Source organism: Marinobacter sp. tcs-11 (assembly GCF_002049515.1).
Lineage (GTDB): Bacteria > Pseudomonadota > Gammaproteobacteria > Pseudomonadales > Oleiphilaceae > Marinobacter > Marinobacter nauticus.
Window position 1 is genome coordinate 338,583 of the sequence record NZ_LLYU01000001.1, and the last position, 19,356, is coordinate 357,938.

The following is a 19,356-nucleotide window of genomic DNA, read 5'->3' on the forward strand; positions in this document are numbered from 1 at the left end:
GAATTCTCCTAGCGAAACTGTTGACCGGTAACAATATCAATAATGCGACTGGGCTTGCGATTGCCGCCCAGCGCACCGGGGACAATACGATCTATGCGGTCGCCGAAATAGCGCCGCACCTGCCAGATCGCACGGGCTGGCTGACGCCCCGCCGGATTGCATGAGGTACTGACCAGCGGCATACCCGTCGCCTCACACAAGGCCCGCACCACCGGATGATCACTGACCCGAACGGCGATGGAACTGTGTTTGCCGCGGACCCACTCCGGCACCTGCTGGTTTACGTCCGGCAACAGACAGGTGACCGGCCCTGGCCAGTGGCGCAGAGCCTCGCTCTGAACGGCGTCGGGCAACGGATCCAGCAGGAAACGCACCTGTTCAACCGAGGCTGCCACCAGTATCACGCCCTTCTCCATGGGTCGCCGCTTGAGCTCAAGGATGTATTCGACCGCCTCCCGGTTCCAGGGATCGCACCCCAGTCCCCACACCGCTTCCGTGGGATAGGCGATTACTCCGCCTGCCAGTACCGTCTGGCGGGCAAGAGCCAGTTGAAGAAAACTCGGAGAAGATGTATCCGCCATCAGATATCGGCGCCCTCATGCAGAACAATGAACAAGGTCCCGACCGGTGCGCTGATAACCACCCGGGCAGGCATGGGCGAGGCCCTCAAGCTCCAGGATCAGTAGTGACTGCAGCAACTGATCCGCGGGCAAACCCGTGGCAAGGCTCAGTGCATCGGTAGACTGCGGATCATACCCCAAAGCCTCGAATACCGCGATTTCCCGGCTGTCCAGAAACGACAGGTCTGACGAATTCTCTGTTGCTTCCGGTTCTGCGGGCTGCGCCTGCATGGACCACCAGGTACCCAGTTCCTCCATCACGTCATCGGCGGTCTCCACCAGCCGGGCGCCCTGGCGAATCAGCTGGTGACAACCCCGGGCCACCGGGCTGTGCACCGAACCGGGAATGGCAAACACCTCCCGCCCCTGCTCGAGGGCGGTTCGGGCGGTAATTAGTGAACCGCTCCGCAGACTGGCCTCCACCACCAGCACGCCCCGGGCGAGGCCACTGATAATGCGGTTACGCTGGGGGAAATAGGCGGCCCGTGCCTGGGTGCCCGGCGGGTACTCAGAAACAATCAAGCCGTTCCCGATGATGCGATGGGCCAGCTTACGATGCTGGGCAGGATACAGCCGGTCCAGGCCGCAACCCACCACCGCCAGTGTCGGGTAGCCAGAGTCCAGGGCGCCGGCGTGGGCTGCGCCATCTATCCCGAGGGCCAGACCACTGGTGATCAGCAGCCCCCGCCGGCTGAGTTCCGCCGAAAACTGGCGGGCATGGTCCAGCCCCGCCCGGGTAGCGTTGCGGCTGCCGACCACGCCCAGCTGGTCCCGTTGCAATAACTCAACGTTACCCAGGGTATAGAGCACCAGAGGCGCATTGTGGATATGTCGCAGGCATTCCGGGTAGGGCGCCTGGCCCTGTCCGAGCACGCCAATACCCCGTTCCCGACATTGGCGATAGATATCCAGTGCCCGGGCAATGACGCCCTGGCTGAGATCACCCGCCTGCCAGGCGACAATCGCCTCCACGGCATCGCCGCCAAGCCCCATGGCGCGAAGCGTGGCAGCATTCAGGGGCAGGATATCGGTGAGCGTATCAACAGAACCCAGAATCCGCTCCCTGAGGGGGATTCCGAACCGGGGCAGCAGTGACAGCAGCAGCCACTGGCCTGCCGGTGTTTGCAGAAATTCCTGATCTGACATTTTCTCTTCCTTGAAAACAACAATGGCCGGGCATTCCGGCCCGGCCATGTCTTATTCCTTCAACTCATCAAACGCGCGGCCTCAGGGATTGGTGACCTTGTCACCCACCGAGAGGGGCCGCGTTGCCTGCAGCACCAGACCGTAGCTCATTTTCTCATAGGCCTGGAACACCATCAGCAGGCCAGCCCGCTCAGACGGCAATTCAATGGTTTCGCCGGTGACCGGGTCACGAACCATGTTGCCCGCCTTCAGCACCGCCAGCACATTACCGGCCGCCAGGCCTTCGCGCTCACCACGGTTAATGGCGACCACATCGTACTGACCGATCTGGCTGACACCGCCATCGACAGAAATCATCTTGCCTTCGATCTCACTATCCGGCGAGCTGGGCACGAAGCTGGTGGTCAGCCGGCGATCTTCATTCACCAGTAGCCGGTCGCCAATACGCACTTCCTCACTGGATTTGGTAATGCCTACGGTCAGCACATCACCGTTTTCGGCATTAACGTTGCCGCGGGCAATGCTCCGGGCTTCCAGGCCAAGGAACTCGCCGGTGTCCGGATCCACAAATTCCTTACTGCGACGGAAAATACCCACGCGATCGGCCGGCTTCTCGCCGCGAGCGTAAATACGGTCACCGGCGCCGGTGATGATGCGGCCGTCCTCACCCTCAAGCACATAGGGCGCACCGTTGATTTCCTCCGGGCTGACAATACGGGTTTCGGTCAGGAAACTGGCGATGGCATCCAGGGGGATGGCCGGTATTGGTGTGTCGATGGCCTCGGAACGAACCTGGGGCGAGAGCTTCACCACATCGCTGGTCGCGACCTTGGTAATCCGGGGCTTGCCATCGATGTACACCAGTGCCAGGCGGTCACCGGGATAGATCAGGTGGGGGTTGGCAACCTGCGGGTTCACGTGCCAGATTTCCGGCCAGTACCACGGGTTGTTCAGGAATCGCGCTGAAATGTCCCAGAGGGTATCCCCTTTGACGACAGTGTAACGCTCAGGATGATCAGACCTCAGCTCCGGCTGTGCCTGGGCCCAGGAGGTAAACAGCAGCGCAGAGGCTGCCAGAGCGTACAACAGTTTCCTCATTGTTTATGTCCTTGATCGCGTGCCTTGAATCTTTGCGTTCGGTAATGTCGCCGCAGAATCCCCGCAGCATATTACGTTGTTATTCCCGTTACTATAGAAGAAGTCCCGGAATTTGTGATGTTATCTTTTGTTCTTCGAGTGATTTCTGCAGCCATCGAAGCGCATTCGTGAAAGATTTTAACTATTAACTGATCAGTTTGTACTCAATCGGCGAATTATTGGATAATAGGCACCGTCAGGCGGACGTTATTACCTTGAACCCGGGAACTCTGCCAGCATTAACGGTTCATACTGTCGGAATCTCTGGATTCATCATAGGCAGACCAAGAAAATTTGCGCAGTACGCTGTCGCATTTCGGCAATCGGTTTCACAGCGTTACAAATGGTAAAATTCTGCGCTGGGCAGCCCGTCAAACAGGCTGACATTAGAGATTGCCCGATACACACAGGCCAGAAGCAAGAGCATTATGATTCGAGAAATTCTTGAGTATCCGGACCCACGACTTCGCACCATCGCCAAGCCGGTGGAGGAAGTGACCGATGACATCCGTACGCTGATCGACGACATGTTCGAGACCATGTACGATGCCCGCGGCATTGGCCTGGCCGCGACCCAGGTGGATGTACACAAGCAGATCATCGTAATGGATCTGTCCGAAGATAAAACCGAGCCGCGGGTGTTCATCAACCCGAAAGTGGAAGTGCTGGATGGCGAGCTCGAAGCCATGCAGGAAGGCTGCCTGTCGGTGCCGGGCTTCTATGAAGATGTGAAGCGCATCGAGCACTGCCGGATTACCGCCAAGGATCGCGACGGCAAGGAGTTTGTCCTGGAGGCTGAAGGCCTGCTGGCAGTTTGCATCCAGCATGAAATGGACCACCTGAATGGCAAGCTGTTTGTCGATTACCTGAGCCAGCTCAAACGTAATCGCATTCGCAAGAAGCTGGAAAAGCTGCACAAGCAGAGCGCCTGAGGCGCTGCCAGCATAGACCGAATTCAGGACCGGGTTACGACCCGGTTTTTTCGTATCAACGACACAGAGAAGCAACCAACGTGCGCATTGTGTTTGCCGGCACGCCGGATTTCGCCGCCACCGCCCTGAAAACCCTGCTGAATGCCGGTTACGACATCGTCGGCGTTTACACCCAGCCTGATCGCCCCGCCGGCCGCGGCCGAAAACTGATGCCCAGCCCGGTCAAACAGGTGGCACTGGATACTGGTATTCCCGTGTATCAGCCGGTCAGTCTGAAGCCAGAAGAGGCCCAACAGGAACTGGCGTCGCTGCAACCGGATGTGATGATCGTGGCTGCCTATGGCCTGATTCTGCCCAAGGCAGTGCTGAACATACCAACCCATGGCTGCCTGAACATTCACGCCTCCCTGCTGCCGCGATGGCGTGGCGCCGCCCCTATCCAGCGGGCGATTGCCGCCGGCGATGCCGAAACCGGAATCACCATCATGCAGATGGACGAGGGCCTGGATACCGGCGACATGTTGCTGAAACTGGGCACCCCCATCAATGCCGACGATACCGGCGGCAGCCTGCATGACCGGCTGGCCGAGATGGGAGGCAAGGCCATTGTGCAGGCCATGGAGCGGCTGGCCAACAACGATCTGACCGGCGAAGCCCAGAATGAGGCAGAGGCCAACTATGCCCATAAGCTGTCGAAGGAAGAGGGCCACATCGACTGGAGCCGAAGCGCGCAGGAAATCGAACGACTGATTCGCGCGTTCAACCCCTGGCCCGGTACCTTTACCGATCTTGGCGAGCAACGTATCCGTATTCATCAGGCCAGTGCCCTGAAGCAGGGCAGCGACAAGGGTCCCGGTACCGTGATTGCCCGGGAGCGGGACGGTGTAGACGTTGCCTGCGGCACCGGCACGCTCAGAATCACCTCCGTGCAGTTACCAGGCAGCAAGGCCCAGAGCATCAACGATCTGATCAATGGTGGCAAGCAGGTGCTGCTGCCCGGCCAGGAGCTGAACTGACCATGGCTTACCAGCCCCTGCCATTCCGCGCCATTGCCGCCAACGTATTGCTGGCGGTGGAACAGGGCCAGTCGTTATCCCAATGCCTGCCACCCGCCCTGAACCAGTTACCACCGGAACAACGGCCACAACTGCAAGCTATCTGTTACGGTACCTGCCGCTGGTTTCACCGGCTTGAGAGCGAGCTGAACCAACGCCTGAAAAAGCCCCTGCGCAAGCCGGACCGGATCATTCACCATCTGATGCTGGTGGCCCTGTTCCAGTTACGTTACAGCGAACAGGCCACCTACGCGGTACTGAACGAAACCGTGGAGTCTTGCCGGGCACTGGACAAGCCCCACCTGACCGGTCTGGTCAACGGAGTACTGCGGGCCGCCGAACGGGAAGGGGCGCCAGCGCCGAAAGACGATAGTGGCCGCTTCAGTCATCCGGTGTGGATGGTGGAGAAGCTTCGCCACAACTGGCCGGACGATTGGCAGGCCATCCTTGAAGCCAACAACCAGCAGGCACCCATGACCCTGCGGGTCAATGCCCTGCGCTTCAAACGCGACGAGTACCTGAACCTGTTGTCGGAAGCCGGCATCGAGGCCCACGCCACGCGCTTTGCCCCCAGCGGCATCCAGCTCCAACGGCCGGTGCCGGTGGACCGACTGCCCTGGTTCGAGGACGGCGCGGTCAGTGTTCAGGATGAAGCCGCCCAATTGTGTACGACTCTAATGGATCTGCAGCCAGGCCAGCGGGTACTGGATGCCTGCGCCGCGCCCGGAGGCAAGAGCTGCGCCATCCTTGAAGCCTGTGGCGAACTGGACGAAGTGGTGGCCATCGACGAATCCGCCGAGCGCCTGCCCCGGGTTCAGGAAAACCTGGACCGGCTCGACCTGCACGCCACCCTGACCCAGGCCGATGCCGCCGATATCGACAGCTGGTGGGACGGCACGCCCTTCGACCGCATCCTGCTGGACGTGCCCTGCAGTGCTACCGGCGTGATTCGCCGGCACCCGGACATCAAACTGCTGCGCCGGGAATCCGATATTGTGCCACTGGCCAGTATCCAGCTTGGCCTGCTGGAGGCCATGTGGTCTATCCTGAAGCCCGGTGGGCGACTGGTGTATGCCACCTGTTCGGTGTTTCCACAGGAGAACCACCGTATAATCCAGCGATTCCTGAAGCAGCAGAATCAGGCAACGCTGAAATGTATCGAAGCAGACTGGGGCCGGGACATGAACACCGGGCGTCAGCTGTTCCCAGACCCGGACAGCCATGACGGCTTTTTCTACGCCGTGCTGGAGAAACCTGAACCATGAAAATCCTGATTCTCGGCGCCGGCCAGGTCGGCGGCACCCTGGCGGAAAACCTGGCCAATGAAGCCAACGACATTACCGTGGTGGACAACGACAGCGTGCGCCTGCGGGAACTGCAGGACCGACTGGACATCCGCACCATGCATGGCCGGGCCTCATACCCTACGGTACTGAGGCAGGCCGGGGCAGAAGACGCCGATATGGTCATAGCCGTAACCAACAGCGATGAAACCAACATGGTGGCGTGCCAGGTGTCCAAACTGCTTTACAAGACGCCCACTACCATCTGCCGGGTACGTGCCGGTGCCTACCTGGCCAAGCCGGAGCTGTTCTACAACCGGGATACGGTCAAGGACCTGGACAGCCTGAGGGGCTTCCCCCTGGACGTTCTGATCAGTCCGGAACATCTGGTAACCCAGCACATTACCCGGCTGATTGAATACCCCGGTGCCCTGCAGGTACTGGAGTTCTCCAAGGGCCTGACCCGACTGGTCGCCATTCGCGCCACCGAGGGCGGCCCACTGGTGGGGCACGAGCTGTCCTACCTGCGCACCCACATGCCCAAGATCGATACCCGGGTGGCGGCGATTTTCCGCAAGGACCGGGCAATCATGCCCCAGGGCGATACCGTGATCGAAGACGGCGACGAGGTGTTCTTCATCGCCGCCGCCGACCACATCCGCTCGGTAATGAGCGAATTGCAGCCGCTGGAAAAACCCTACAAACGCGTTTTCATCTGTGGCGGCGGCAACATCGGCTACCGGCTGGCCAACACCCTGGAAGACCGCTACCAGGTGAAACTGCTGGAACGGGACCATGAACGCTGCGTGATGCTGTCCGAGCGCCTCCGCAAGACCGTGGTACTGGAAGGTAACGCCGCCAACAAGGACATCCTGCTGGAAGAGAACATCGAGAATACCGATGTGTTCTGCGCCGTCACCAACGACGACGAAGCCAACATCATGGCCTCGTTGCTGGCCAAGCGACTGGGTGCCCGCAAGGTCCTGACCCTGATCAACAACCCCGATTACGTGGACCTGATCCAGGGCGGCGACATCGACGTAGCCATCTCACCCCAGCAGACCACCATCGGCAGCCTGCTTACCCACGTGCGCCGGGGTGACGTGGTGAACGTGCACGCCCTGCGCCGGGGCGCGGCCGAAGCCATTGAGGCCATCGCCCACGGTGACCACCGCTCCTCCAAAGTGGTTGGCAAGCGCCTGGACGAAATCAATCTGCCAAGCGGCACCACCATCGGTGCCATCGTCCGGCACAACGAAGTGCTCATCGCCCATGACCACCTTCGGGTGCAACCAGACGACCATGTGATCCTGTTCCTGGTGGACAAATCCCGCATCCGGGATGTGGAAAAACTGTTCCAGGTGGGCCTCACGTTCTTCTGATTGATCTCAGGCAAAACAACACCCTGGCTGGCACTTAGAAATGCGGCGCCAGCCAGCGTATAATGCGCGTTTTCAAATTTTCGGAGTGCCCCGGAACCGGGGCCCACACACAGACTGACCAGCAGGCAAACGTCGTGACAGACAAGGCAACCAACAACTCCGCGCCGGACATCAAGACCTTCCAGGGTCTGATCCTGGCATTGCAGAATTTCTGGGCGCAGCACGGCTGCGTGGTTCTCCAGCCCCTGGACATGGAAGTGGGCGCCGGTACTTTCCACCCGGCCACGTTCCTGCGATCCATCGGCCCGGAAACCTGGAACTCCGCCTACGTTCAGCCCAGCCGCCGCCCCACCGACGGCCGCTACGGCGAAAACCCCAACCGCCTGCAGCATTACTACCAGTTCCAGGTAGTGCTTAAACCGTCACCGGACAACATCCAGGAGCTGTACCTGGATTCCCTGCGTGCCCTGGGCCTGGACCCGTTGGTGCACGACATCCGCTTTGTCGAAGACAACTGGGAATCGCCGACCCTGGGCGCCTGGGGCCTGGGCTGGGAAATCTGGCTGAACGGTATGGAAGTGACCCAGTTCACTTACTTCCAGCAGGTAGGCGGCCTGGAATGCTATCCGGTCACCGGCGAGCTGACCTACGGCCTTGAGCGTATCGCCATGTACCTGCAGGGTGTGGACAGCGTGTATGACCTGGTCTGGACCAATGGCCCGGATGGCGTGGTTACCTACGGCGATGTGTTCCATCAGCAAGAGGTGGAGATGTCCACCTACAACTTCGAACATGCCGACACCGAGTTCCTGTTCCACAGCTTCGATGTCTATGAGCAGGAAAGCGCCCGCCTGATCGACGCCGGCCTGCCACTGCCGGCCTATGAGCAGGTGCTCAAGGCCTCCCACACATTCAACCTGCTGGACGCCCGTCACGCCATCTCCGTGACCGAGCGCCAGCGTTTCATCCTGCGTGTACGTACCCTGGCTCGCTCCGTGGCCCAGGCCTACTTCGAGAGCCGCCGCAAGCTGGGCTTCCCGCTGGCCCCGGAACACCTCCGCAAGGAAGTGCTGGCCGCCGCTGAAGCCGCCGACGCCAAGGCCAGTAAAAAGGGCAAGAAAGCCAACAAGGCACCGCAGGAACAGGGGAACGCATAATCATGGCAACTCAGGATTTTCTGGTCGAACTGGGCACCGAGGAACTGCCTCCGAAAGCTCTCAAGCCACTGTCTGACGCCTTCACCCAGGGCATTGTCAAAGGCCTGGAAGAAGCCGGCGTGGCCTTTGGTGCGGTGGAAAGCTTTGCAGCACCCCGTCGTCTGGCGGTACGGATCCGGGACCTGGCCGATGCCCAGCCGGACAAATCGGTGGAAAAGCGCGGCCCGGCCGTGAAAGCAGCGTTTGATGATTCCGGTAACCCCACCCGGGCGTTGACCGGCTTCGCCACCTCCCTCGGGATTACCCCGGATCAGCTCGACACCATGGAGACCGACAAGGGTGCCTGGCTGGTATACCGTACCGTTGAGAAGGGCAAGCCCACCGTAGAACTGATGCCGGATCTGGTCGAGAAATCCCTGGCCGCCCTGCCCATTCCCAAGCGTATGCGCTGGGGTGCCTGGAAGACGGAATTCGTGCGCCCGGTACACTGGCTGATTCTGTTGTACGGCAACAAGGTGATTGACGCACCGGTGATGAACCTCAAGCCCGGCAACAAGACCCGTGGCCACCGGTTCCACTGCCCGAAAGAGCTGATTGTGCCCACCCCGGCCGACTACGAAGTGGTGCTCAAGCAGGAAGGCTACGTGCTGGCAGACTTCGCCGAGCGTCGTGAGCAGATCCGCGCCGGCGTGGCCGCGCTGGCGGAGAAAGAAGCCGGCGGCAAGGCCGTGATCGACGAAGACCTGCTGGACGAAGTGACGGCCCTGAACGAATGGCCGGTACCCTTGATGGGGCGCTTCGAGGAGCGCTTCCTGGATGTACCCGCGGAAGCCCTGATCTCCTCCATGAAGGAACATCAGAAGTACTTCCACGTGGTGGATGCCGGCGGGAAGATGCTGCCGCTGTTCATCACCGTGGCCAACCTGGAGAGTAAAGACCCGGCCCAGGTGATTTCCGGTAACGAGAAAGTGATTCGCCCGCGCCTGTCCGACGCCGCCTTCTTCTACGACACCGACCGCAAGACCAGACTGGAAGACCGCGTCGAGGCACTCAAGCCCATCGTGTTCCAGGACAAGCTGGGCAGCATCTACGACAAATCTGTACGGGTAGCAGCCCTGGCCAAAAAGATTGCCGAAGCCATCAACAGCGACCCGGCCCTGGCCGAGCGTGCTGCCATGCTCGCCAAGACCGATCTGGTCACCGAAATGGTGCTGGAGTTCACCGACCTGCAGGGCATTATGGGTCAGTACTACGCGGCCAATGACGGCGAACATGCCGATGTCGCCAAGGCCCTGAACGAGCAGTACATGCCGCGCTTTGCCGGCGACGACCTGCCCACCACCCTGACCGGTTGTGCGGTGGCCATTGCTGACCGCATCGATTCCCTGGTCGGCCTGTTCGGCATCAACCAGCCGCCGTCCGGCACCCGGGATCCGTTTGCCCTGCGCCGTGCTTCTCTCGGTGTGCTGCGCATCATCATCGAACGTGAACTGCCGCTGGACCTGCAGACAGTCTGCGAGTGGGCGGAAGAAAACTTCTCCGTGCTGACCGAGAAGAACACCGCCAGCACCGTGGTGGACTACATGCTGGAGCGTTTCCGTGCCCACTATGATGAGCAGGGCATCGGCGCCGAAGTGTACCTGGCGGTGCACGCCCGCCGCCCAACCCGCCCGCTGGACTTCGACCGCCGGGTAAAAGCCGTGGAAGCCTTCCGCCAGCTGCCAGAGGCACAGGCCCTGGCCGGCGCCAACAAGCGGGTTTCCAACATCCTCACCAAACAGGGTGGTGACAGCATCGGCGAGACCGTGGACACCTCTCTGTTGCAGGATGCTGCGGAGAAAACCCTGGCGGCGAAGGTGGAAGAGCAGGCACAGAAAGTACTGCCGATGTTCGAGCAGGGTGACTACGCCAGTGCGCTGACGTCGCTGGCCAGCCTGCGTGAGCCGGTCGACACCTTCTTTGACGAAGTGATGGTGATGGCCGACGACGACGCCGTGCGCAACAATCGTCTGGCACTGCTGAACCGCCTGCGCAACCTGTTCCTGCGGGTTGCCGACATCTCCCTGCTGCCCACTGCAGGATAACAGGCCCGCTCAGAAGATGTACTGATGATTTTCCCCAGGGAAGGGGTAGCAAAACGGCCGGCAATCCGTATAATACCGGCCGTTGTTCGGCGTGTGGCGCAGCTTGGTAGCGCACTTCGTTCGGGACGAAGGGGTCGCAGGTTCGAATCCTGCCACGCCGACCACTTTCCCGCTTTTGTCCCTCCTTGATTCTTTTTTCGTCGTTATCCTCACGGCTTCTACGTTTCTGTATCCTTGATAAGTCTGCTAATGTTCTGCCGTAAGACTGTCGTGGAGGGATACATTGAACAAGGCAACGGAATTCAAGTCCGGCAACTTTTCGTTTTTGTCAGAGCACGATTCGTTATTCGTAGAGCTGGCTGAATCCGCCGAACGTGCCTTCGCCAGTGACCCCAACACCACTCTGATCAAACTCCGCCAGCTGGGTGAAGCCCTGGCCCAACACCTGGCCGCGCTCTCCGGTATCGAGTTTGACGAACAAACCAGCCAGTCCGAACTGCTCTATCGCCTGAACCGGGAATTGCGGCTGGAACCGCAGATCAAAGAGCTGTTCCACATCCTGCGCATTGAAGGCAACAAGGCCACCCACCAGTTCCGCACCCAGCACAAAGAAGCGATGGATGGCCTGAAAGTGGCGCGGGCCCTGGCCATCTGGTTTCACCGCTCCTTCGGTAAAGCCGGTGCCAGCTTCAAGCCCGGCCCTTTCATACCCCCCGCCGACCCCAGCGCCCAGTTACGCCAGCTCCAGAGCGACATCGAAAAGCTCCGGCACGACCTGCAACACGCCAACATGGCGCTGGACAGCAGCCAGCAGCTCAGCCAGCTGATCGAACAAGAGAAGGCAGAATACGAAGCCCTGGCCGTGGCCATGGATGAGGAATCCCGCTCCCTGGCGGAACAGGCGCGCCAGCACGAACAGGCCCTGAGCCAACAGCAACAGGCCTACGAGCAAAAGATCAAAGCGCTGCAACAACAGCTCACGGAGCAGGGCGAGCAGACGGTTAACCAGCAGCGCCAGCAGGTGGCAAAACAAACCAAAGCTGCCACCGACACCCTGGTACTGAACGAAGAACTCATCCGCATTCTCATCGACCAGCAATTGCAAGACGCCGGGTGGGAAGCCGACAGCCAGGATATCACCTTCCAGAAAGGCGCCCGCCCGGAGAAAGGCACCTATCGCGCGATTGCTGAATGGCCCACCAACCATAAGGGTGAGAAGGGCCGGGCCGATTACGTGCTATTCGTAGGGCTAACGCCCATCGCAGTGGTAGAGGCCAAGAAAGAGAACACCAACGTCGCCGGCAAAATCCGCCAGGCCGAACGTTACAGCAAAGGCTTCAAGGTAGACGCACCATTAGTCGGCGCCTGGGAGTTGATGGGCCGCACCATCGCCTGGCCCGCAGACGAAAGCGGCCATTACCACGTGCCCTTCGTGTATTCCTGCAACGGCCGGCCCTATGTGCCACAACTGGCAGAACAGTCCGGCACCTGGTTCCGGGATGTGCGCGAACCCAGCAACCTGCGCCGCGCACTGCCGCAGTTCCACACGCCGGGCGGCCTGCTGGATTTGCTGGAACGGGACAAGGAAAACGCCGAGAAGCTGCTAAAGGAAGAGCCTTTCGGCTACCTGAAACTGCGGGATTACCAGCAGAAGGCCATTGTCGCCACCGAACACGCTCTGGCCCGAGGCGTTCGCACCGCCCTGCTGGCCATGGCCACCGGCACCGGTAAAACCCGCACCATCATCGGGTTGATGTACCGTTTCCTGAAAGCCGAACGCTTTCACCGAATCCTGTTCCTGGTGGACCGCACCGCCCTGGGCCAGCAAGCCATCGACGCCTTCAACGAAGCGCCACTGGAACAGAACCACACGCTCAGCAAGATCTACAACGTGGCCGAGCTAGGCGATATGGCCGCCGAAGCGGAAACCCGCATCCAGGTGGCCACCGTGCAGGCCATGGTCAAACGCATCTTCATGAGCGACAACCCGCCGCCCATCGACCAGTTCGACTGCATCATCATCGACGAAGCCCACCGGGGCTACACCCTGGACCAGGAAATGACAGAGGGCGAACTGGCCCTGCGGGACACCAGCCAGTACCTGTCCAGCTACCGCCGGGTTCTGGATTACTTCGATGCGGTCAAAATCGGCCTCACCGCCACCCCGGCCAAACACACCAGCGAGATTTTCGGCAAGCCGGTGTACACCTATTCCTACCGGGAAGCCGTGGCCGACGACTGGCTGATCGACCACGAACCGCCCATTCGCTACGAAACTCTGTTGACCCAGAACGGCATTACCTTCGAGAAGGGCAAACCGGTGGAAGTCATAAACCGGCAGACCGGAGAAGTGGACACCACCGAGCTGGAAGACGAACTGACCTTCGAGGTGGACACCTTCAACCGCCGGGTGATCAACGAGAATTTCAATCGGGTGATCTGCGAACAGCTGGTGCAGGAACTGGACCCGTTCGGCGACGAAAAAACCATGATCTTCTGTGCCACCGACCTGCACGCCGATATGGTCAAACGCTTGCTGGATGAAGCCTTCAAAGCTCTCTACAACGGCCAGTACAACGAAGCCGCCGTAGCCAAAATTACCGGCCAGAGCGACAAGGTGGACCAGCTCATCCGCCGCTACAAGAACGAGCGCTACCCCAACATCGCCATCACCGTAGACCTGCTGACCACCGGCATCGACGTGCCGCGCATCTGCAACCTGGTGTTCATGCGCCGGATACGCTCACGCATCCTGTACGAACAGATGATCGGCCGTGCCACCCGCCGCTGCGACGAGATCGGCAAAACCGTGTTCCGCATCTACGACCCGGTGGATATCTATGCGGCGCTACAGGATGTAAACACCATGAAGCCCCTGGTGAAAGACCCCAACATCACCCTGGAGCAACTGGTCGACGAACTCACCGACGACGAGCAACTGGAAAAAGCCCTCAACAGCCCCGGCGAAGTTCCCGACGAAAGCCACGCGGATGTGGTACTCAGCCAGCTCAGCCAGAAACTCATGCGGGTACTGCGCAAAGCCGACAACAAAGCCGAAAGCCGGCCAGCGCTGAAACAGAAACTGGATGAACTGCACCAGAGCTGGGGCATGGAGCCCAAATCCTTGCATACCCACCTGCGTAAGCTCGGCCCACGCCAGGCTTCCGAATTCATCAAGCAGCACAGCGGCGTGCTGAACCAGTTGGCAGAGGTGAAGGCGCTGGTGGGCAGCGACTACCTGCCGCTGATCTCCGATCACGACGACGAAATCCGCGAACGCACCCAGAGCTACGGCGAGCACGACAAGCCGGAAGACTACCTGGACAGCTTCAACGAGTTCATCAAACAACAGCTCAACCAGTCTGCCGCGCTTGCCGTGGTGGTCAACAAACCCCGGAACCTCACCCGCGAACAGCTACGGGAAGTAAAACTGCTGCTGGACAACCACGGTTACTCCGAAGCCCGCCTGCAAAGTGCCGTGCGCAACCAGACCAACAAAGATATCGCCGCCAGCATCATCGGCTACATCCGCCGCGCCGCCCTGGGCGAGCCGCTGATCCCCTTCGAACAGCGGGTAGCGGAAGCCATGGACCGAATCTACACCCAGCACAGCTGGACCCCAAACCAGCGCAAATGGCTGGAGCGCCTGGCCAAGCAGCTGGTGCACGAAGTCATCATCGACCGGGAGTTTGTGAACCACCGGTTTGCCGACGATGGCGGGGCCAGGCAGATGAATAAGGTGCTGGGGCAACAGCTGGATACCGTGCTGGAGGAATTGAATGAGGCGATGTGGCCGGAGCGGAGTGCTTGAGAATGCCATGTTTATGGAATCGACATAGGTTTAACCTGTGTCGATTTTTCAGTATTTTTTCGACACAGATCATTGCTATGTTTACCGTATAAACATAGACTGCGCAAAACACACACCTTTGTCGAAATTTTCAAGGAATTTAAACATGGCCTGGCGACCGGATCAGCCTTACAACCAGTTACCGCCGCTTCCGCCTGCCAAAGAAGTGACCGAGACTCTGGGCATCCTCAAAGCCTGCATTCCCGCCCGGGCCGCTCTGGCTGAGCTTAAACAGGCAGGTGAACTGATTCCGAATCAATCACTGCTGATAAACCTTCTGCCACTGCTGGAAGCCAAAGACAGTTCCGAGATCGAGAACATCGTCACCACCACCGACAAACTGTTTCAGTTTTCGCAGGAAGATCAGGGGGCCGATCCGGCCACCAAAGAAGCGCTCCGATATCGCACAGCCCTTTATGAGGGCTTCGTCCATCTTCAGCGCAAACCACTGTGCGCGAGCACCGCTATAGAGGTGTGCAGCACGCTGAAAGGCGTGGATATGGATGTACGTAAGGTGCCCGGGACCATCATTGGCAATCAGGCAACCGGTGAAACCATCTACACCCCACCGGTTGGTGAAGAGGTTATTCGCAACCTGCTCACCAACTGGGCAAACTATCTGCATGCAGACGACGACACGGACCCACTGATCAAAATGGCCATCAGCCATTACCAGTTCGAAGCCATTCATCCGTTCCACGACGGCAATGGACGAACCGGCCGTATCGTCAATGTGCTTTACCTGATCGAACAGCGGCTACTCACCCTGCCCATACTCTACCTGAGCCGCTACATAGTTCAGCACAAAAACGATTACTACCGCCTACTGACCCAGGTTACCCGCACCGGTGAGTGGCAGGAGTGGATTATCTTTATGCTTAACGGCGTGGAGCAGGTATCGTCCTGGACCTGCGCCAAGATCGCCGCCATGAGAAAGCTCATTACTGAAACTGAAGACCATGTCAGACAAGCGCTGCCCAAGATCTACAGCCACGAACTGGTCCAGACCATTTTTGAGCAGCCCTATTGCCGCATCAGCAACCTGGTAGAAAAAGACATCGCCAAACGGCAGACAGCATCCAGTTACCTGAAACAGCTGGTCGAGATTGGCGTACTGCAGGAGAAAACAGCAGGCAACGAAAAGCTGTTCCTCAATCCGCGCCTGCTACGCCTGATGACCAGCGATAGCAACGAGCTTCAGCCTTACCACTGAATTCAGCAACCTTGAGAACACACATGACCAACAACGACATCGTCCAGAAACTCTGGAACCTCTGCGACGTTCTGCGGGACGACGGCATCAACTACTCGGACTACGTCACCGAACTGGTGCTGCTGCTGTTCATCAAAATGGTGCACGAGAACACCGAAGCCGGCACCCTGAAAAAGCACCCGCTGCCGGAAGGCTGCCGCTGGACCGACCTGAACGGCAAATCCGGCATCAACCTGCTGAACGACTACAAACGCATCCTGCTCAGCCTGTCCACCGGCAAGGACGGCGACGGCAATCTGGTACACGACGACCCGCTGATCAGCGCCATCTACGCCGATGCCCAGACCCGCCTGCGGGAGCCGCGCCATCTGGAACAGATGATCAAAACCCTGGATCAGATCGACTGGTTCAGCGCCCAGAAAGACGGCCTGGGCGACCTGTACGAAGGCCTTCTGGAAAAGAACGCCAACGAAACCAAATCCGGTGCCGGCCAGTACTTCACGCCCCGCGCCCTGATCAACACCATGGTGCGCTGCCTGAAACCGCAACCGGGCGAACGCATCCAGGACCCGGCCGCGGGCACGGCAGGGTTTCTGATTGCCGCCCACGAATACATCAAAGGCCAGACCGACGACCTGTACGACCTGACCACCGAACAGAAAGCCTTTCAGACCACCAAGGCCTACGTGGGCATTGAACTGGTGCCCGGCACCCGCCGCCTGGCCCTGATGAACTGCCTGCTGCACGGCATGGAAGGGGATGCCGAAGGCGTGGTGCACCTGGGCAACGCCCTGGGCCAGACCGGCGCCGGGCTGGAGAAGGCCGATGTGATCCTGGCCAACCCGCCCTTCGGCACCAGCAAAGGCGGCGATGCCAGCATCACCCGTGACGACCTGACCTACAAAACCAGCAACAAGCAGCTGGCCTTTTTGCAGCACATTTACCGCAACCTCAAACCCGGTGGCCGCGCCGCTGTGGTGCTGCCAGACAACGTGCTGTTCGAAGCCGGCGTAGGCACCGACGTGCGCCGGGACTTGATGCACAAATGCAACCTGCACACCATCCTGCGCCTGCCCACCGGCATCTTCTATGCGCAGGGCGTGAAGACCAACGTACTGTTTTTCACCAAAGGCAGCGCGTCGGACAAACACCAGGAAGAGAACTGCACCGAAAACGTCTGGGTCTACGACCTGCGTACCAACATGCCCAGCTTCGGCAAACGCACCCCCTTTGGCGACCCACACCTGAAGCCGTTTGAAGCTGTTTATGGCGAAAGCCCTAACGGCAACAGCGAACGCAAAGAGGGCGAATACAGCTTCCATTCCGAAGACATCGAACTGCCCGAGCACGGCGACGAGAACGAAGGCATCGACCCACGCCTCGCCCACAGCCGCTGGCGCAGCTTCAGCCGCCAGTGGATTGCCGAGCACAAGGGCGACTCGCTGGATATTTCCTGGCTGAAGGACAGCGACAGTGTGGATGCCGCCAATCTGCCGGAGCCGAGTGTGTTGGCGGGTGAGGCGATGGGGGAATTGGTACAGGCGCTGGGCGAGCTGGATGCGTTGATGCGGGAGTTGGGGGCTGAGGAGGAGGCTGATGGGGCTAGGGTGCTTTTGCGGGAAGTGATGGGTGGGGAAGAGTAATGTCAGAGCATCAACTTCCTGAAGGCTGGGCGTTTTCAGCCATTCAGAATCTCACCTCTGCCGATGGCCTGATATCCGATGGCGACTGGGTTGAATCCAAAGACCAAGATCCAAACGGCTCGATACGCCTGATTCAGCTTGCTGACATCGGTGATGGTGACTTCCGAAATAAATCGAATCGGTTTATGTCGGAAGAGAAGGCAACTCTTCTTAACTGCACATTCTTAGCGGAGGGAGATGTATTAGTTGCGCGTATGCCAGACCCTTTGGGTCGAGCCTGCCTTTTCCCCGGGGTCGGGCAGCCCGCGGTAACTGTCGTAGATGTTTGTTTGATTAGAGTAGGCTCCAGCTCCGCGTTAACCAATCAACTGCTCAAGTACTGGATTAATTCCCCTAGTTTTCGTGGTTTGATTTCGGAGAACGCATCCGGCACAACGAGGAAACGAATTACCCGAAAGAAACTGGAGAAATTTGAAGTTCCAGTGCCACCCCTCGCCGAACAAAAAGTCATCGCCGACAAACTCGACACCCTGCTGGCTCAGTTGGAAAACACCAAAGCCCGCCTCGAACGCATCCCTCAAATTCTCAAACGCTTCCGCCAGTCCGTGCTGGCTGCGGCGGTGAGTGGGCGGTTGACGGAAGAGTGGCGGGAGCAGAATGGTGTATCCGACACTGATTGGGATGCTCTCACAGTCGGTGATGTTGCAACCGTTGCAACAGGAAAAACCCCCAGCCGAAAAGAGCCCAAATACTGGGAAGATGGCGACACACCATGGCTGACCAGCGCCAGTACCGGAGCAATTTATACAGATTCAGCGGAACAATTTGTCACTAAAAGCGCCGTTGATGAGTGCTCTCTGAAGGTTTTTCCACCAGGCACACTGTTGTTGGCAATGTACGGTGAAGGTAAAACTCGTGGACAGGTAACAGAATTGAGACTGTCCGCCACATGTAACCAAGCCTGCGCTGCCGTCACAGCCGATGAACAAAAGATCCTACGCAGCTATCTGAAGCTGAGGCTTCTTGAGAATTACGAGGAAACCCGAAAAGCAGCGGCCGGTGGGGCTCAGCCAAACCTTAATCTCAACAAGGTTCGTACCATTGGCATTTCAGTACCTGATAAAGAAGAACAAACCGAAATTGTCCGCCGAGTAGACCAACTCTTCGCCCACGCCGACCGCATCGAACAACAGGTCAACAACGCCCTGGCCCGCGTCAACAGCCTCACCCAGTCCATTCTGGCCAAGGCTTTCCGGGGCGAACTCACCGAGCAATGGCGGAAAGAGAACCCGGAGCTGATCAGTGGGGAGAACAGTGCGGAGGCGTTGTTGGAGAGGATCAGGTCAGAGCGGGCAGCACAAAAACCTACAAGACGCCGCACAAAAATCGGGAAGACAGAACAGGCTGCAAAATGACCCAAGAAATCAAACACTCCACCACTGTATCTGTGAATTGCCCTGCCTGTTCTGCCGTCAATGAGTTGAATCAGCACCGCAAGATCGAGTGCGAGAAATGCCAGAAACCCATCACGGGGCAGAAGTATGGCGCACGAGGTGCTTTGCCAGCAGTTCTGGCATTTACGGTTGGTTTTACAGGCTACGGTCTGGTCGATCGCAACTTGCTAGACGACAAACGTTACCCTATGGAGCTGGAGTATGCGTTGGTAAATGCGTGTACCAACGGAGATATCAGCGCTCTGCCACGAGGGCTTTACGAGTCAAAGCAGGAAATCTGCCTTTGTGCTGTGGATAAAACCATAAAGGCACTACCCTACAACGAGTTGGATGAACGTAAATCTGAACTTAAAACTGTACTGTCTGCCAGCGCCAGGGCTTGCAGATAAGGCGGGGGCTG

The 19,356-nt window shown here is 59.0% G+C and carries 14 protein-coding genes and 1 tRNA gene; 12 read left to right on the forward strand and 3 right to left on the reverse strand.

Going from position 1 to position 19,356, the window contains the following annotated elements:
• Positions 1–8 precede the first annotated feature (8 nt).
• Genes tsaC through ARC85_RS01550 form a run of 3 tightly spaced genes read right to left on the reverse strand, consistent with a single transcriptional unit; the run spans position 9 to position 2,864 of the window.
• The gene (gene tsaC, locus ARC85_RS01540; protein ID WP_023011936.1) at positions 9–581 is read right to left on the reverse strand and encodes an L-threonylcarbamoyladenylate synthase type 1 TsaC; all 573 of its coding nucleotides are present in this window, start codon (positions 579–581) and stop codon (positions 9–11) included.
• A gap of 15 nt (positions 582–596) precedes the next feature.
• Positions 597–1,814 (reverse strand): DNA-processing protein DprA, encoded by a 1,218-nt coding sequence (gene dprA / locus ARC85_RS01545; protein WP_286714189.1) that lies wholly within the window; start codon positions 1,812–1,814, stop codon positions 597–599.
• 33 nt (positions 1,815–1,847) lie between these two features.
• Entirely contained in the window at positions 1,848–2,864 is a 1,017-nt protein-coding gene (locus tag ARC85_RS01550) for a LysM peptidoglycan-binding domain-containing protein (RefSeq protein WP_014420023.1), read from the reverse strand.
• Between the two features lie 464 nt (positions 2,865–3,328).
• Between ARC85_RS01550 and def the strand changes: the two genes are divergently transcribed.
• The 12 genes from def (at position 3,329) to ARC85_RS01610 (ending at position 19,345) form a co-directional block, all read left to right on the forward strand.
• Positions 3,329–3,835 (forward strand): peptide deformylase, encoded by a 507-nt coding sequence (def, locus tag ARC85_RS01555; protein ID WP_198324811.1) that lies wholly within the window; start codon positions 3,329–3,331, stop codon positions 3,833–3,835.
• A gap of 80 nt (positions 3,836–3,915) precedes the next feature.
• Complete coding sequence (fmt, locus tag ARC85_RS01560; RefSeq protein ID WP_286714190.1) at positions 3,916–4,851, forward strand: methionyl-tRNA formyltransferase; 936 nt, start codon at positions 3,916–3,918, stop codon at positions 4,849–4,851.
• 2 nt (positions 4,852–4,853) lie between these two features.
• Positions 4,854–6,155, forward strand: coding sequence for a 16S rRNA (cytosine(967)-C(5))-methyltransferase RsmB (gene rsmB, locus ARC85_RS01565; protein ID WP_286714191.1), 1,302 nt, complete (start codon positions 4,854–4,856; stop codon positions 6,153–6,155).
• Positions 6,152–7,555, forward strand: a complete 1,404-nt coding sequence (trkA, locus tag ARC85_RS01570) for a Trk system potassium transporter TrkA (protein WP_286714192.1) — start codon at positions 6,152–6,154, stop codon at positions 7,553–7,555. Before rsmB ends, trkA begins: the two co-directional genes overlap by 4 nt.
• 134 nt (positions 7,556–7,689) lie before the next feature.
• Positions 7,690–8,712: a glycine--tRNA ligase subunit alpha gene (gene glyQ, locus ARC85_RS01575; protein ID WP_502688005.1), complete on the forward strand. Its 1,023-nt coding sequence runs from the start codon at positions 7,690–7,692 to the stop codon at positions 8,710–8,712.
• 2 nt (positions 8,713–8,714) lie between these two features.
• Complete coding sequence (glyS, locus tag ARC85_RS01580) at positions 8,715–10,796, forward strand: glycine--tRNA ligase subunit beta (protein ID WP_286714193.1); 2,082 nt, start codon at positions 8,715–8,717, stop codon at positions 10,794–10,796.
• Positions 10,797–10,883: 87 nt separating this feature from the next.
• Positions 10,884–10,960 (forward strand) — tRNA-Pro (locus ARC85_RS01585).
• 119 nt (positions 10,961–11,079) lie between these two features.
• A complete protein-coding gene (gene hsdR / locus ARC85_RS01590; protein WP_286714194.1) occupies positions 11,080–14,607 on the forward strand; it encodes a type I restriction-modification system endonuclease in 3,528 nt (1,175 codons plus the stop codon).
• 145 nt (positions 14,608–14,752) lie between these two features.
• Positions 14,753–15,859, forward strand: coding sequence for a protein adenylyltransferase Fic (fic, locus tag ARC85_RS01595; RefSeq protein ID WP_286714195.1), 1,107 nt, complete (start codon positions 14,753–14,755; stop codon positions 15,857–15,859).
• Positions 15,860–15,882: 23 nt separating this feature from the next.
• On the forward strand, positions 15,883–17,502 hold the full coding sequence (locus ARC85_RS01600) for a class I SAM-dependent DNA methyltransferase (RefSeq protein WP_286714196.1): 1,620 nt from the start codon (positions 15,883–15,885) through the stop codon (positions 17,500–17,502).
• The gene (locus ARC85_RS01605; protein ID WP_286714197.1) at positions 17,502–18,917 is read left to right on the forward strand and encodes a restriction endonuclease subunit S; all 1,416 of its coding nucleotides are present in this window, start codon (positions 17,502–17,504) and stop codon (positions 18,915–18,917) included. Before ARC85_RS01600 ends, ARC85_RS01605 begins: the two co-directional genes overlap by 1 nt.
• Positions 18,914–19,345, forward strand: coding sequence for a hypothetical protein (locus tag ARC85_RS01610; RefSeq protein WP_286714198.1), 432 nt, complete (start codon positions 18,914–18,916; stop codon positions 19,343–19,345). The genes ARC85_RS01605 and ARC85_RS01610 overlap by 4 nt, the downstream gene beginning before the upstream one ends.
• Positions 19,346–19,356 lie beyond the last annotated feature (11 nt).

Excerpts from the sequence above, each read along its gene's own strand:
- tsaC (WP_023011936.1), bottom strand. The coding sequence starts at position 581 with ATGGCGGATACATCTTCTCCGAGTTTTCTTCAACTGGCTCTTGCCCGC.
- dprA (WP_286714189.1), bottom strand. The coding sequence starts at position 1,814 with ATGGCCGGGCCGGAATGCCCGGCCATTGTTGTTTTCAAGGAAGAGAAA.
- ARC85_RS01550 (WP_014420023.1), bottom strand. The coding sequence starts at position 2,864 with ATGAGGAAACTGTTGTACGCTCTGGCAGCCTCTGCGCTGCTGTTTACC.
- rsmB (WP_286714191.1), top strand. The coding sequence starts at position 4,854 with ATGGCTTACCAGCCCCTGCCATTCCGCGCCATTGCCGCCAACGTATTG.
- trkA (WP_286714192.1), top strand. The coding sequence starts at position 6,152 with ATGAAAATCCTGATTCTCGGCGCCGGCCAGGTCGGCGGCACCCTGGCG.
- glyS (WP_286714193.1), top strand. The coding sequence starts at position 8,715 with ATGGCAACTCAGGATTTTCTGGTCGAACTGGGCACCGAGGAACTGCCT.
- fic (WP_286714195.1), top strand. The coding sequence starts at position 14,753 with ATGGCCTGGCGACCGGATCAGCCTTACAACCAGTTACCGCCGCTTCCG.
- ARC85_RS01600 (WP_286714196.1), top strand. The coding sequence starts at position 15,883 with ATGACCAACAACGACATCGTCCAGAAACTCTGGAACCTCTGCGACGTT.
- ARC85_RS01605 (WP_286714197.1), top strand. The coding sequence starts at position 17,502 with ATGTCAGAGCATCAACTTCCTGAAGGCTGGGCGTTTTCAGCCATTCAG.
- ARC85_RS01610 (WP_286714198.1), top strand. The coding sequence starts at position 18,914 with ATGACCCAAGAAATCAAACACTCCACCACTGTATCTGTGAATTGCCCT.